At 67.4% G+C, this 14,954-nt stretch carries 10 protein-coding genes; 3 read left to right on the top strand and 7 right to left on the bottom strand.

Annotated elements, in window-relative coordinates; all coding sequences use genetic code 11:
- Nucleotides 1-160 precede the first annotated feature (160 nt).
- Both AVT10_RS09085 and AVT10_RS09080 read left to right on the top strand, forming a co-directional pair.
- A complete protein-coding gene (locus tag AVT10_RS09085; RefSeq protein WP_066690020.1) occupies nucleotides 161-763 on the top strand; it encodes an HAD-IA family hydrolase in 603 nt (200 codons plus the stop codon).
- Entirely contained in the window at nucleotides 741-1,823 is a 1,083-nt protein-coding gene (locus AVT10_RS09080) for a glycoside hydrolase family 43 protein (RefSeq protein WP_084401531.1), read from the top strand. Before AVT10_RS09085 ends, AVT10_RS09080 begins: the two co-directional genes overlap by 23 nt.
- Before the next feature lie 92 nt (nucleotides 1,824-1,915).
- Here AVT10_RS09080 and bla read toward each other — a convergent pair whose 3' ends face one another.
- From bla to AVT10_RS09045, 7 genes are all read right to left on the bottom strand, one after another.
- Complete coding sequence (gene bla, locus AVT10_RS09075) at nucleotides 1,916-2,959, bottom strand: class A beta-lactamase (protein ID WP_066690162.1); 1,044 nt, start codon at nucleotides 2,957-2,959, stop codon at nucleotides 1,916-1,918.
- A 167-nt stretch (nucleotides 2,960-3,126) separates the two neighbouring features.
- Nucleotides 3,127-4,716 (bottom strand): L-aspartate oxidase, encoded by a 1,590-nt coding sequence (gene nadB / locus AVT10_RS09070; RefSeq protein WP_066690018.1) that lies wholly within the window; start codon nucleotides 4,714-4,716, stop codon nucleotides 3,127-3,129.
- 221 nt (nucleotides 4,717-4,937) lie between these two features.
- A complete protein-coding gene (locus AVT10_RS09065; RefSeq protein WP_232307942.1) occupies nucleotides 4,938-7,340 on the bottom strand; it encodes a TonB-dependent receptor in 2,403 nt (800 codons plus the stop codon).
- A 115-nt stretch (nucleotides 7,341-7,455) separates the two neighbouring features.
- A complete protein-coding gene (locus AVT10_RS09060; RefSeq protein ID WP_066690012.1) occupies nucleotides 7,456-9,549 on the bottom strand; it encodes an acetate--CoA ligase family protein in 2,094 nt (697 codons plus the stop codon).
- Between the two features lie 126 nt (nucleotides 9,550-9,675).
- Nucleotides 9,676-10,512 (bottom strand): p-hydroxycinnamoyl CoA hydratase/lyase, encoded by an 837-nt coding sequence (locus AVT10_RS09055; protein WP_066690011.1) that lies wholly within the window; start codon nucleotides 10,510-10,512, stop codon nucleotides 9,676-9,678.
- 89 nt (nucleotides 10,513-10,601) lie between these two features.
- The gene (locus AVT10_RS09050; RefSeq protein ID WP_066690010.1) at nucleotides 10,602-12,008 is read right to left on the bottom strand and encodes an aldehyde dehydrogenase; all 1,407 of its coding nucleotides are present in this window, start codon (nucleotides 12,006-12,008) and stop codon (nucleotides 10,602-10,604) included.
- A gap of 154 nt (nucleotides 12,009-12,162) precedes the next feature.
- Nucleotides 12,163-13,437 carry an MFS transporter gene (locus AVT10_RS09045; RefSeq protein WP_126015047.1) on the bottom strand — a complete coding sequence of 425 codons (1,275 nt, stop codon included), beginning with the start codon at nucleotides 13,435-13,437 and terminating at the stop codon, nucleotides 12,163-12,165.
- A gap of 210 nt (nucleotides 13,438-13,647) precedes the next feature.
- Between AVT10_RS09045 and AVT10_RS09040 the strand changes: the two genes are divergently transcribed.
- Nucleotides 13,648-14,754, top strand: coding sequence for a 5-methyltetrahydropteroyltriglutamate--homocysteine S-methyltransferase (locus AVT10_RS09040; protein WP_066690007.1), 1,107 nt, complete (start codon nucleotides 13,648-13,650; stop codon nucleotides 14,752-14,754).
- Nucleotides 14,755-14,954 lie beyond the last annotated feature (200 nt).

Below are 14,954 nucleotides of genomic sequence, written 5' to 3'. Positions count from 1 at the left end.
CGCACCGATAACGTACCCCCGCGCAGGCGGGGGTCCAGAGTGGCGCACGCAGGCGCCTGTTTTGCCTTGGCTCTGGGCCCCCGCCTGCGCGGGGGCACGTTCGGAGAGATGGCGCCGAGGTTCATTTGCCTCCCCCGCCGCCACCCGGTACGACGCCGCGATGCCGTCGTTCCGCAACACCGACTACGCCGCCTTCCTGTTCGACATGGACGGAACGCTGCTCGATTCTTCTCAAGCGGTCGAGCGCGTGTGGCGGCGCTGGTGCGACCGGCACGGCATCGATGCCGAGGCGCTGATCGCGGTGTGCCACGGGGTGCGCGGCGAGGATACGGTGCGCCGCTTCGCCACGCCGGACATGGATATCGAAGCCGAGGCCGCCTGGCTGAACGCCGCCGAGCTGGCGGATGTCGACGGCATCGTCGCGATCGATGGCATCCATGCGCTGATCGAAGGGCTGGCGCCGTACCAATGGGCAATCGTCACCTCCGCGCCGCGCAACCTGGCCGAGGTGCGGCTGCGCGCGATCGGCCTGCCCGTTCCGGATGTATTCGTCACCGCCGAAGACGTGACGCAAGGCAAGCCCGATCCGCAGGGCTTCCGCCTCGCCGCCGAGCGGCTGAGCGTGGCGACCGAGGACTGCCTGGTGTTCGAGGATGCACCGGCCGGAGTCGCGGCAGGCAAGGCGGCCGGCGCAGCGGTCGCGATCGTTGGGCCGCGCGTGGCGGCGGAGGAAGGGACCTATGCGATCGCCGATTATCGCTGATCTTCGGATCGATCGTCGTACGCTGATCGCCGGACTCGGCGCGTCGCTGGCATTCCCGCGCGCGGTGCTGGCCGCCAATCCGGCCTTTCCCGGCTGGTATGCCGATCCCGAAATCCGCATCTTCGGCGACCGCTACTGGATCTATCCGACCTATTCGGCGGACCAGGGCACGCCCGCGCCGCCGAGCTGCTTCACGCCATGGCAGGTGCAGGAGCGCAAAGCCCCGCATATCTGGCACCCGTTCCTGCGGCAGACCTTCCTCGACGCCTTTTCCTCGCCCGACCTCGCGCACTGGACGCGGCATCCCCGCGTGCTGGACGTCGAACGCGTCGGCTGGGCCGCCTATTCGCTATGGGCGCCCTCGGCGATCGAGCATCGCGGGCGCTATTATCTGTTCTTCGGCGCGAACGACATCAAGAACGATGCGCAGACGGGCGGCATCGGCGTCGCGGTGGCGGACCGGCCGGAGGGGCCGTTTCGCGACGCGATCGGCAAGCCGCTGATCGGCCGGATCGTGAACGGCGCGCAGCCGATCGACCAGATGGCGTTTCGCGACGATGACGGGCAGGTCTATCTTTATTATGGCGGATGGAAGCACTGCAACGTCGTGCGGCTGTCCGATACGCTGACCGGGATCGTGCCGTTCGCCGATGGCACGACGTTCAAATCGATCACGCCCTCGCCCGATTATGTCGAGGGGCCGTTCATGGCCAAGCGGGGCGGCGTCTATTATCTGATGTGGTCGGAGGGCGACTGGACCGGGCCGGACTATCGCGTCGCCTATGCCACCGGTCCCACTGCGCTGGGCCCGTTCACCCCGCGCGGCGTCGTGCTGCAGCAGGACGCCCGGGTCGCGCGCGGCGCGGGGCATCATTCGTTGCTGCAGATCCCCGGCACCGACGACTGGTATATCGTCTATCACCGCCGCCCGCTGACCGAAACCGACGGCAACCACCGCGAAGTCGCCATCGACCGCCTGCATTTCCGCAGCGACGGCAGCATCGTGCCGGTGGTGATCACCGATAAGGGTGTCGGGCCGAGGGTGTTGGCGAAGCGATAGACCGTACCCCCGCGCAGGCGGGGGTCCAGGGTTATCAGCGATGTCGTCCGTGGCTCTGGATCCCCGCCCGCGCGGGGATACGGGTCGTGAGCCTACCCGCCGTGCACCGCGACGATCGACGACACGACCGTCTGGATCAGTTGCTGGCGTTCGGGCACCGGGCGGGAGGTGTCGCCGATCAGCACCGCGATGGCATAGGATTTGCCATCGGGGGCGGTCAGGATGCCGACATCGTTGAAGCCCGCGGTGCGCCCGCCCAGATCCTGTCCGGTGCCGGTCTTGTGCGCGACGCTCCATCCGGCGGGCAGCGCGGCGCGGATGCGGGCGCGGCCGGTGCGGGTGTGGCTCATCGTGTCGAGCAGCCAGCTGGTCGATTGCGGGGTCAGCAGCATGCCGTGGTGCAGCCGCGCCAGCGCATCGGCGATCGCACCTGCCCCCGCGCCATCGGGCGGATCGGACACATAGGCCTGGTACGCGGCACGGCGGACATTGGGGTCGAGCCGTGAGCGCGCCTGGGCAAAGGCATTGCCCTGCGAATATTCCTGTTTCCACGGCAGCCCGGCGGTCTTCGCCTGCAACAGCCGCTCGCCCGGACCGAAGCGGATATTGCCCAGGCCCCGGCTGGCGATGAAGTCGCGCACCGCGACCGGCCCGCCGGCAAGGTTCAGCAGCTTGTCGTTCGCGGTATTGTCGCTCATCGTCAGCGCGCGGCGCAGCAGGTCGCCGACGGTCGTCCGGAACACGCCGTCCTTCATCAGATAGGCGATCGGCTGGTGAAACAGCGTCAGGTCGCTGCGGGTGATCGTGACCGGCGTGGTCAGCGCCAGCCGCCCCTCGTCGACAGCATTCATCACGGTCAGCGCGACCCACAGCTTGCTGACCGATTGCTGCGGCATGCGTTCGTCCATGGCATGACCGACGACCCAGCCATCATCGATGCTGCGCACCGCGATGCCGACCTTGCCCTGGAACCCGCCGCCCAGCGCATTGATCGCCGACACCAACGCCGGCGGCGCCGGCCGGGTCTGTGCCGGCAGCGGCACCGGCACCGCATAGCGCGGCGCGGCGGCCTGTGCCGTCGGCGGCAAGGTCCGCGTCGCCAGCCCGGCGCCGCCCAATGCCACAACCGCCACCATCAGGGCCGCCTTGCGCGACCCGATTCGATTTATCATCTGCGCGACCATCTCACCCCGGAACGTGGCCCGACCATGCTTGTCCGTGTGTTAACATAACAGGGCGTACGGCGACGCTTGCGACGAATCCCCCCGGATGGACGACGAATGGTTACCGGGTCCGGCGAGCGTCAGGGAACCAGGATCGTATCGACGGCCTCCGCCGCGGCTTCCGGATAATCCAGCGTATAGTGCAGCCCGCGACTCTCCTGCCGCTTGAGCGCCGAGCGCACGATCAGGTCGGCCGATTGCAACAGGTTGCGCAGTTCGATCAGGTCGGCGGTCACGCGGAAATGGCCGTAATAATCGGCGACCTCCTCGGTCAGCATTGCGATGCGGTGGCGCGCCCGCTCCAGCCGCTTGGTCGAGCGGACGATACCGACATAATTCCACATGAAGCGGCGGATTTCGGTCCAGTTCTGCTTGATGACCACCTCTTCGTCGGAATCGGTCACCCGGCTTTCGTCCCAGCCCCGGATCGCGGGCGGCGGCGGCAGCGCGTCCCAGCGCGCGGCAATGTCCTTCGCCGCCGCTTCGCCGAACACGAAACATTCGAGCAGCGAGTTGGACGCAAGGCGGTTGGCGCCGTGCAGCCCCGATTGCGATACCTCGCCCACCGCATAGAGGCCGGGCAGGTCGGTGCGCCCATCGCGGTCGATCACCACCCCGCCGCACGTATAATGCTGCGCCGGCACCACCGGGATCGGCTGGGTGGTCATGTCGATGCCGAGGCCCAGCAGCTTCTCGTAGATATTGGGAAAATGGCCGCGCACGAACGCCGGGTCCATGTGGCTGATGTCGAGATGGACGTAGTCGAGCCCGAAGCGCTTGATCTCCGCATCGATCGCCCGCGCCACGATGTCGCGCGGGGCCAGTTCGGCGCGCGGGTCGTAATAGGGCATGAAATTCTTGCCCGTCGTCGGGTTGATCAGCTTGCCGCCCTCACCCCGCACCGCTTCGGTGATCAGGAAGTTCTTGACCTCCAGATTATAGAGGCAGGTCGGGTGGAACTGCATGAATTCCATGTTCGAGACGCGACACCCGGCGCGCCACGCCATCGCGATGCCGTCGCCGGTGGCTCCGCGCGGCGCGGTGCTGAACAGATAGGTGCGCCCTGCCCCGCCGGTCGCGAGGATCGTCGCGCGCGCGGTGAACAGCTCGACCCGGTCGGTGGCGCGGTTGAAGGCATAGACCCCCCACACATTGCCCGCACCCGAATAGCGCTGCTCGTGCCGGCTGGTCGCGAGATCGACCGCGACCATGTCCGGCAGCAGGGTGATGTTGGGATGCGCCTTCGCCGCGCGGATCAGCGCCTCCTGTACCGCCCAGCCGGTCGCGTCGTCGACATGGACGATGCGGCGGTGCGAATGGCCGCCCTCGCGCGTCAGGTGCAGCGCCTCGCCGTCCATGTTGAACGGTACGCCCAGCGACGCCAGCCGCTCGATCGCCGCCGGCGCGGATTCGACCACGAACTCGACGATCGCCCGGTCGTTCAGGCCCGCGCCCGCGACCATCGTGTCCTCGACATGGTTTTCGAACGTGTCGCCGGGTTCGAGGACGGCGGCGATCCCGCCCTGCGCCCACGCGGTCGACCCTTCGTTCAGCGCGCCCTTGGCCAGCACCGTCACGCGGAACCGCTCGGCCAGATGCAGCGCGGCGGTCAGGCCGGCGGCACCCGATCCGATGATGAGGACGTCGCTCTGGGCAGGGTCGTGGGACAAGATGCGCTCCGCTTGGGGGTTGTCCGACGACTAGGCGGGTTTCGTGGGGCGTGACAAGCGTGGTGGCACGCGTGCCGTTCGTCATTCCCGCGAAGGCGGGAGCATCCCTTCCCGTCACCCCGGACTTGATCCGGGGTCCCGCTTCTTCTTCCAGCGGCGGACAAGAAGCGGGACCCTGGGTCAAGCCCGGGGTGACGACGAAGGGGTGGGGTGGTCGTCGATCAGAACGACGCCGACAGCTGCGCGAACCAGTTGCGCGGCCGGGCGAAGATGCGCTCCGCATAGCCGAGCGTCGCGAGCGAGGCGTTGCCCTGGATCAGGTAGCGCTGGTCGAGGATGTTGTTCACTCCGGCGCTGATCTCGATGCCGTTGGCGAGCTTCAGGCCGACCGATCCGTTGCCGACGAAATAGCCATCCTCTTCGATGATCGGGATGCTGCCGGTGATGAAGGTGATCTTCGACGTATAGCTGCCATCGACACGCGGGGTCAGCGTCATGCCGTTGCCCAGCTCGATCTTGTACGCCAGCCCGAGATTGGCCTGCAGGTCGGGGGTGAAGGGCAGATCGTCGTTCGGCGTCACGGTGGCAGTCGCACCCGGGATCGGGGTGATGCTCTTGATCTTGTCCTTGAGCACGCTCAGCCCGCCATCGACCATCAGGCCCCACGGCGCGCGCCAGTTCGCCTCCGCCTCGAACCCGCGGATGCGCGCTTCGCCGGCGTTGAACAGCAACGGCACGACCCCTTGGCGGAAGATCAGCTGGATATCCTGATATTCCGCCTGGAACGCGGCGAGGTTCAGCCGCAGCCGGCCGATATTGGTCTTCATGCCGACTTCGTAGCTGGTGACGCTTTCGTCGGCGAAGGGCACCGGCAGGTTGTTCGACGTCGCCGCGTTATAGCGGGTGTTGAAGCCACCCGACTTGAAGCTCTTGGCATAGGACGCATAGGTGCTGACCGCGCCACTCCAGCGATATTGCACGCTGGCCGAGCCGGTGAGCGCGGCGAAATCGCGCTGGAACGGGCGCGGAAAGATGAACAGCGGCCCGCCCTGCGTCGTCGCCAGCTGCGGCAGCGGGTTGGGATCGGGCTGGGTCGCGGGGAACAGGTTCAGCACCGTTCCCTGATAATATTTGCGGTCCGACGTGTAGCGCAGGCCCCCGCTCAGTTCGAGCCGATCGGTCGGGGACCAGGTCGCCTCCCCGAACAGCGCGACCGAATTGGTCTTCAGGCGCGACACCTGAAGGTCGCGGCTGCCGGGGCCGCCGGCCAGCAGCGAGCGGATGACCGGCGGCGACGGCGGGAAGGCGAGGAAGACCGTCGCACGCTCGTCGGTGGTTTCGTTGAAATAATAGCCGCCAAGGATGCCGCTGACCTTGCCGAAATCGAGCTGGAGCTGGACCTCCTGGCTGAACTGTGCCGACTGCGCCGCGACATCGGTGGTGATGAGCGTCAAGGGCGTGTTGTCGGCATCGCGCACGCCGCGCGAGCTGGTTTCGCGATAGGCGGTGATGAGCTTCACCAGCGCCTGATCGGTCAGGTGGATGTTGGCGGTGCCGGCGACCCCCCACACCTCCGACATGCTCATGACCGGCGCGTTGCCGCCGTTCACGAAATCGCCCTTCGCCTGCAAATCGTTGGCGCAGCGCGCATCGTTGATCAGCGGCACGTTGGGCGCGCCGAAGCGCGGGTCGCCCGGCACGATCGGTGCGAAGGGGATGGTCGCACCGGGGCAGCCGGCGGCGACGCTGGCGATGGCGGCGACCGGCGCCTGTTCATTGACCCCGGCCAGCACGAAGGGTGCGCCATGTTCGTCGCGGCGCGAATAATCGGCGCGCAGGAACAGGTCGAACTGGTCCGACGGCTCCCATTTCAGCGCGCCGTTCAACGAATAGCCATTCTCGTTGCCGAGATCGAGGCCGTCGAACGCGCGGATGACATAGCCGTCGCGGCGGCGGAACCCGCCCGACACGCGCGCCGCCAGCGTCTCACCCAGCGGCACGTTCACCGCCGCGAACCCTTCGCGCAGATTATAGTCACCGACGCGGAGGCGCGCGCGGACGCTGGTCTTGCCCATTTCCGGCTGGCGGGTGCGCACCAGGATCGCGCCGCCGATGGTGTTACGCCCGAACAGCGTGCCCTGCGGCCCGCGCAGCACCTCGACGCCATCGATATCGCCGAAATCGATCGCCCCGCCGACCGCGCGGCCGAGATAGACTTCATCGAGATAGATGCCGACGCCCGGATCGACCGCCGCGGTCGGATCGACCTGGCCTACGCCGCGGATGAACACCACCGATGCCGCGCTGTTGCCCGACAGCTGGCCGGCAGGCTTGAATTGCAGGCTGGGGGTGATGCGTTCCAGATCCTGCGTCTGCACGATCTGGCGCTGGTCGAGCATTTCCGAAGTGAACGCCGAAATCGCGACCGGCGTGTCCTGCAGGCTTTCCGCGCGGCGGCGGGCGGTGACGATGATCTCGCCCTCCTCCGCCTCGGCGGTGGCAGCGGGCGCGTCCTGCGCCACCTCTTGCGCGGCGGCGGCGGCAGGGATGGCGGCGATTGCCAGCGCGCCGATCGCGGCATGACAATGCAGGGCGGCAACCATCGTCGAACGAAGGCCAGTCATAGCATCCTCCCAAGACGGGGAGATCTGTCGCTCCCCTTTATCCACAGGCTACGCCGTCAAACGCTATTGTCAATAACTGTAATGCTACATTGCTATCATTGGGCGAGGGACGCCGCTACTCTGCGTCGGCAAGGATCAGCGCGTCGAGCGCGACCACCCCCTCACCCTTCGGATAGACGACGACCGGGTTCAGATCGATCTCGCGGATCGTGGGGCTTCCCGCCAGCACGCGCCCCAGCCCGGCGATCAACACCGCCACCGCCTCCACGTCGAGCGCGGGGCTGCCGCGATAGCCGTCGAACAGCGCCCCCTGCTTCAGCGCGCGCAGTTCGGCGACGATGGCGTCCGGGGTCAGGTCCACGGCCAACAGCCGGACGTCGTGGAGCAGCTCGGCGGTCACCCCGCCGAATCCGGCGAGGATCACCGGCCCCCATTCCGGATCGTTGCGCGCCCCGACGATCAGCTCGACCCCGCGCTTGCCCATCGCCTCGACCTGCGCCCCGTCGAGCGCGATCGACGCGTCATAGGCCGCGACATTGGCGAACAGCCGCTCCCACGCCTCGGCAAGCGCATCATCGTCGGCGATGTTCAGGATGACGCCGCCGGCATCGCTCTTGTGGCTGAGCGCCGCCGCCTGTGCTTTGATCGCGACCGGATAGCCGACGCGCGACGCGATCGCCTGCGCTTCCGCCACATCGGCGGCGAACCCGCCCGCCGGGAACGGAATGCCGACCGGGGCCAGCAGCTCCTTCGCACGATATTCGGGGATCACTCCGCCGGGCAGGTCGAGCGTCACCGGCGCCGCCTCCGCCGCCGTAAAGTCCCGCGCGGCATGGCGCAGCAGATGGCCCAGCGCCCGGAACGCCCGGTCGGGCGACGGGAAGTACGGCACGCCGATCGCGCGCAGTCCGGCAATGTATTCGCCCGGCACCGGTGCGCCATCGTCCAGCCCGGCGAAGATCACCGGCTTGTCCGGCGCCAGCGCGCGCACCGCATCGATGATCGGCGGAAACTTGCGCGCAGAGGTCGCGGCATCGGTCTGGATGATGCCGAACACCAGCGCGGCATAGGCATCGTCGGCCAGCAGCGGGATCAGCGTACGGCGATACAGGTCGGGATCGACCAACGCCTGCGCGGTCAGGTCCATCGGGTTCGACACCGGAATGAAGTCGGGCACCGCCGCGCGCATCGCCGCCGCCGTCTCCCCCGCCATCGCCGGCAGGTCGAGGCCGATCGCCTCGGCCAGGTCGAGCGTCAGCGCCTTGAACGCGCCGCTTTCGGTCAGCACCGCCGTGCCGCCGCGCCGCACCGGCTTCGCCCGCACTGCGATGTCGATAACGTCGCCCAGCGCTTCGAGGCTGTCGACCAGCACGACCCCGGCGCGTTCGACCTTCGCCTTCATCAGCTGCCAGTCGCCCGCCATCGCACCCGTGTGCGTCGCGGCACTTTCGCGCGCCGCGCTCGACGTACCGGGATGGAGCAGGACGATCGGCTTGCCCGCCGCGCGGGCGCGGTCGGCCAGTTTGAGGAAGTGCGCAGGCTGGCGGAATTGTTCGACGATCATCGCGATGGCCAGCGTCTGCGGATCGCCCAGCAGATGCTCGACATAATCCTCGACCCCCGACGCCGCCTCGTTCCCCGTCGACACCGATGCGGTGATGCCGAGGTCCTTCGCCATCAGCGTCGCGCCCAGCACCACCGCCATCGCGCCCGACTGGCTGACGATCCCGACCGAAGGCTTGTGCGTCAGGTCGAGCACCGGCGCCTCGACAAAGGTCAGCGGCACGCCGGCGGCATAGTTGACCAACCCGAGGCAGTTCGGCCCCTCGACCACCATGCCATACTCGGCCGCGATCCGTGCGACCTCGGCCTGCGCGGCCAAACCCTCCTCGCCCCCTTCGGCGAACCCGGCCGAAAAGATGATCGCCGCGCCGACGTTCCGCCGCGCCAACGCCTGTACCGCGCCCAGCACCGCCGGCCCCGGAATCGCCAGCACCGCCGTATCGACGCCGTCGGGCAGGTCGTCGATCGATTGCAGGCAGGGCCGCCCGTCGATCGTGTCGCGCTTCGGGTTGATCAGGTGGATGTCGCCGGCATAGCCGTGCCGTTCGAGATTGCGCAGGACGGAGTTCCCCAACGCCCCCGGCGTCGGCGACGCGCCGACGATGACGACCGAACGGGGGGTGAGCAGGCGGGAAAGGTCGGGCATGGCAGTTCTCTGAAGCCCCTCCCCTTCAAGGGAGGGGTTGGGGTGGGGCAGTGCGGCGAGCGGCGGTCTCGGACGAGGCATCCCCCGCCCCAACCCCTCCCCTAGAGGGGAGGGACTTTAAGCAGGTCAGGCTCCGGCGCGGTCCTTGTCGTACGCGCCCAGCCCCGGCTTGTAGCTCTTCTCGTCGATGAACTGGCGGATACCTTCCTTGCGACCTTCATTGTCGTAGGAATTGGCCGCTTCCTGCGCGCGGACCAGATAGTCCTCGGCATCGTCATAGCTCATCACGCCGACCCGGCGCATCGCGTCCTTGGTCGCCTTGAGCGCCACCGGATTCTTGGCCAGCAGCACCTTGGCCACCTCGGTCACCCGGTCCTTCAGCTGCGCCAGCGGCAGCGCTTCGTTGACCAGGCCCCATTCGGCTGCGGTCCGCCCATCGATATTCTCGCCCATCATCGCGTGGTACATCGCCTTGCGGAACGGCAGCAGCTCCTGCGCCACCTTCGTCGCGCCGCCGCCGGGCAGGATGCCCCAGTTGATCTCCGACAGGCCGAACTTCGCCTCTTCCGCCGCAAAGGCCAAGTCGCAGGAAAATAGCGGGCCGTATCCGCCGCCGAAGCACCAGCCATTGACCATCGCGATGGTCGGCTTCTGATACCAGCGCAGCCGCCGCCACCAGCCATAGCTCTCGCGCTGCGCCTTGCGCGTGCCGGCCAGCCCCTGCGATTCGGTTTCGCGGAAATATTCCTTCAGATCCATGCCGGCGGTCCAGGCCGGTCCCTCGCCCGACAGCACCAGCACGCCGACATCGTCGCGGAATTCCAGCGCGTCGAGCACTTCCATCATGTCGCGGTTGAGCGTCGGGCTCATCGCATTGCGCTTGTCGGGCCGGTTGAACCGGACCCAGGCGATGCGGTCCTCGACATCGTAGGCGACGACGCCGTTGCTGCTATATTCGGTCATGGTGCAAACCTTCTGCAGGCGCCGGCGAGCATGTTCGCCAGCGAGAATGTCGGATGGAAAGGGGACCGGCGCGCCGCGCGCCCGTTGCGTCAGATCGGATAATGGCCCGGCTGGGTCTCGATCGTGACCCAGCGCAGTTCGGTAAAGGCGTCGATCCCGGCCTTGCCGCCGAACCGGCCATAGCCCGATGCCTTGACCCCGCCGAACGGCATCTGCGCCTCGTCATGCACGGTGGGACCGTTGACATGGCAGATGCCCGACTTGATCCGCCTGGCGACGCCTAGCCCCCGCGCGGTGTCGCGGGTGAAGACCGACGCGGACAGGCCGTATTCGGTATCGTTGGCCAGCTCGATCGCATGGGCTTCGTCGCGGGCGCGGATGATGCCGACGACCGGGCCGAAGCTCTCGTCGCGAAACAGCTTCATGTCCGGCGTCACCTTGTCGATGACGTGCGCCGGCATCAGCACGCCGTTCGCATCGCCGCCATTGACCTGCACCGCGCCGGCGCCGACCGCATCCTCGATCAGCGATTTGACGTGATCGACCGTCTTCTGGTCGACCACCGCACCCAGCGGGGTCTTGCCTTCGCGGGGATCGCCGACCGCCATCGTGGCGACCTTCGCCTTGAACTTCTCGACGAACGCGTCCGCCACCGCGTCGACGACGATGATCCGCTCGGTCGACATGCAGATCTGGCCCTGGTTCATGAACGCGCCGAACGCCGCCGCCTTGACCGCTTCGTCGAGGTCGGCATCCTCCAGCACGATCAACGGCGCCTTGCCGCCCAACTCCAGCAGCACGGGTTTCAGATGCTCGGCCGCACGCTTGGCGATGATCCGGCCGACATGGGTCGATCCGGTGAAGTTGATCCGGCGGACATGGGCGTTGTCGATCAGCGCGCCGACGACCTCACCCGCGTCCTGCGGCGCGTTGGTCACGATCGAGACCGCACCGGCGGGCAGCGCCTCGGCAAAGGCTTCGGCGATCAGGCTGTGGGTACGCGGGCATTGCTCGCTCGCCTTCAGCACCACCGTGTTGCCGCATGCCAGCGGCACCGCGACCGCGCGCACGCCCAGGATGATCGGCGCGTTCCACGGCGCGATGCCCAGCATCACGCCGACCGGCTCGCGCAGCGCCATCGCGATGCAGCCCGGCTTGTCCGACGGGATCACCTCGCCGCCGATCTGGGTCGTCAGCGCGGCCGCTTCGCGCACCATGCCGACCGCCAGCATCAGGTTGAACCGCGCCCAGCCCTCGGTCGCGCCGATCTCGCCCATCATCGCATCGACGAACTGGTCGGCCTTGCCGGCCAGCGCATCTGCCGCCTTGGTCAGCGCGGCGCGGCGGGCATTGGGGCCGAGCGCCGACCATGCGGGAAAGGCGGCGGCGGCGGCGTCGACCGCTGCATTCGCCTCTGCCGGACCGAACGCCTCGGCCGTGGTCGCGACCGCACCGGTCACGGGGTTCATCCGGTCGAATGTTGCTGCGGACGCCATCGGCCCTCTCCTGATTTGTTATGTTTCATAGCCTAAATCGAGTCGCGGGCGGCGTCAATCAGGCAAATCACTTGAGGTGCAACCGGCCTGCCCCCTCCCCGTCACCCCGGGCTTGATCCGGGGTCCCGCTTCTTCTTCTGCGGATGACACGCCGCTATGCCGCCACCGCCGACTTGCCCCGCAACAGCAGCAGCGCGACCGCCGCGACCAGCGACCCGATCCCCATCAGCACCGCGACGATCTGCAACCCGTATCCCGCGGCGAACAGGAACCCGGCGACCATCGGTGCCAGCGCCGCCCCGCCCCGGCCGATGCCGATGACGAAGCCGGTCGCGGTGGCGCGGGCACTCGTCGGGAATCGCTCGGCGACCAGCGCGTAGAGGCCGACCACCCCGGCGTTGGTTGCGAAGCCGGCGGCGGCGGCGACGATCGACAGGCCGGTCAGGTCGCTCTGCGCCCGCCCGAACACGATCACCAGCACGGTCGACAACAGCATTGCGCCGATGGTCAGCGCCAGCAGCCGGAGCCTGCCGGTCAGCAGCCCCAGGATCAGCGATCCCGTCGCCCCGCCGATGCTGGCCCAGACCAGCACGCCCGCCGCCTGCGGCGCGGGAAAGCCCATGTCGACGACGATCTTCGGAATCCATTTCAGAATGAAATAGAAGGTCATGATATGCGCCAGATAGGCGATGGTCAGCGCCAGCGTGGTGCGCAGCAGTTGTGGGGAGAAGAGCGCGACGACCGGTGCCTTGGCGGCCACCGCGCGCGGCTCGGGATCGGGCAGCGCTGCGACGGGCGCATAGCCCATGCGCTTCAAGGTCGCGTTGATCCTTGCCAGCGCATTCGCCGGGCGACGGTGCATCAGGAACGCGACCGATTCCGGTGCGCGCCACAGCACGAGCGGCACGAACAGTGCGCTGCACAGCGCCCCGAACACGAACACCGCGCGCCAGTCATAATGGGTGAGCAAAACCGCCGACACCGACCCGCCGACAATGGTCCCGATCGGATAGCCCGCCGCCATCAACACGACGGCGAGCGAGCGATGCTTCGCATTGGCCGCTTCGGCGACGGCGGCGTTGGTCGATGCCAGCATGCCGCCGATGCCTAGGCCGGTCAGCACCCGCCAGATCGACAGGGTGACGATGCCCGCCGCGCTCGCCGCGCCCAACATGCCCAATGTCATCAGCGCCAGGCACGACAGGATCGTCGTGCGCCGCCCCAACCGGTCGGCGACACCGCCCAGCAGCAGCGATCCGATCGCCATGCCGACCAGCTCCATCGACAATACGATGCCCAGCGCCGCACGGTCGATCCCCCAGTCGGCGGCGATGCCGGGCGAAGCGAAGCTGATCGACAGCACGTCGAATCCGTCCAGCGCGTTCAGCCCGATCATGGTCGCGACGATACCCCATTGGAACCGCGACATCGGTGCCTGCTCGATCGCTATGCGTGGGTCATGCGCCACTTTGTGCACCCTCTCCGGAATTTTTTGTTATGCGGGGTAACATATACCGGTATGGTGGCCGCCGACAACCGGCATTGCCAGTCCACGCAATAATCCACACAAGCCTGTGGATAACTGTGGATAAGTCGGGACAACCCCTGTGGATAACTGCAGGCTGACGGGAGAGAGACGATGCCTACCCCACCCTTTCGGGCCGATCATGTCGGCAGTTTCCTTCGCCCCAAAGCACTGATCGAGGCGCGCGAGGCGTATCGTGCCGGCGCGATCGACGCGGACGCGCTGCGTGCGGCGGAGGATGCGGCAATCCGCGACGTGGTCCGCTTCCAGGAGGATCTGGGGCTGCAGGGCATCACCGATGGCGAATTCCGGCGCACCTATTTCCACACCGACTTCCTGCTCCAGCTCGATGGCGTGGAGGAAGCGGGCGGCACACAAGTAAAATTCCACCAACACGGCGGCAAGGCGTTGGAATATGCCCCACCGGTGATGAAGATCACGGGCAAGGTCGCCCATGCCCACGACATCCAGCGGGCCGACTATGAATTTCTCGCCAGCTGCACGACGCGCACGCCCAAGGTGACGATTCCGTCGCCGACAATGCTGCACTTCCGCGGCGGGCGCGATGCGATCGACGTCGCGACCTATCCCGATCTAGAGGATTTCTACGCCGATCTTGCCGCCGCCTATCGTGCGGAAATCGCCAGCCTCGCCGATGCGGGATGCCGCTATCTCCAGCTCGACGACACCAACCTCGCCTATCTGTGCGACACGACCCAGCGCGAAAATGCGCGGGCGCGCGGCATGGACCCGGATGCGCTGCCGCGGCTCTATGCGCGGCTTATCAACGAATCGATCCGCGATCGTCCCGACGACATGACCGTTTGCGTCCATCTGTGCCGCGGCAACTTCCGCTCGTCCTGGGCGGCGGAGGGCGGCTATGAACCGGTGGCCGAGGTGCTGTTCAACCAACTCGAGATTGACGGCTATTTCCTCGAATATGACGATCCCCGCTCGGGCGACTTCGCACCGCTGCGGCATTTGCCCAAGGGCAAGACGGTGGTGCTGGGGCTGGTGACGACCAAGCTCGGCGACCTCGAATCCGCCGACGACGTAAAGCGCCGCATCGACGAAGCCGCCCGCTTCGCGCCCCTCGACCAGCTGGCGCTGTCGCCGCAATGCGGTTTCTCCTCAACGGTCCACGGCAACGACATCGAGGTCGAGCAGCAGGCGGCGAAGCTGCGGTTGGTCCTGGACGTCGCGCGCGATGTGTGGGGATAAGGCGCAGCGCATGCAAAGCGTCAAGATCGCGATACGGGCTGCCTGCCCGCATCGCGATTGATCTGAATAGCATCTCGAGCGACCAACCTCGGACCGTGGTAGAAACGCGAACAGCCCGCTGGTCTTTCGGCCAGGGGCTGTGTGTCGTTGAAACGCGAGCGGCCCGTGTGTCTGCGACAGGCGGGCCGTGTGTTGTATAG

Origin of the sequence: Sphingomonas hankookensis, from assembly GCF_001619955.1 — a bacterium.
Classification (GTDB): Bacteria; Pseudomonadota; Alphaproteobacteria; order Sphingomonadales; family Sphingomonadaceae; genus Sphingomonas; species Sphingomonas hankookensis_A.
This window is presented reverse-complemented; position numbering and strand designations above follow the sequence as displayed.

Coding starts and splice junctions, on each gene's coding strand:
- AVT10_RS09050 (WP_066690010.1), bottom strand. CDS start 12,008: ATGGCGTCCGCAGCAACATTCGACCGGATGAACCCCGTGACCGGTGCG.
- AVT10_RS09065 (WP_232307942.1), bottom strand. CDS start 7,340: ATGACTGGCCTTCGTTCGACGATGGTTGCCGCCCTGCATTGTCATGCC.
- AVT10_RS09040 (WP_066690007.1), top strand. CDS start 13,648: ATGCCTACCCCACCCTTTCGGGCCGATCATGTCGGCAGTTTCCTTCGC.
- bla (WP_066690162.1), bottom strand. CDS start 2,959: ATGGTGGCGGTTGTGGCATTGGGCGGCGCCGGGCTGGCGACGCGGACC.
- AVT10_RS09060 (WP_066690012.1), bottom strand. CDS start 9,549: ATGCCCGACCTTTCCCGCCTGCTCACCCCCCGTTCGGTCGTCATCGTC.
- AVT10_RS09085 (WP_066690020.1), top strand. CDS start 161: ATGCCGTCGTTCCGCAACACCGACTACGCCGCCTTCCTGTTCGACATG.
- AVT10_RS09045 (WP_126015047.1), bottom strand. CDS start 13,437: ATGTCGCGGTTCCAATGGGGTATCGTCGCGACCATGATCGGGCTGAAC.
- AVT10_RS09055 (WP_066690011.1), bottom strand. CDS start 10,512: ATGACCGAATATAGCAGCAACGGCGTCGTCGCCTACGATGTCGAGGAC.
- AVT10_RS09080 (WP_084401531.1), top strand. CDS start 741: ATGCGATCGCCGATTATCGCTGATCTTCGGATCGATCGTCGTACGCTG.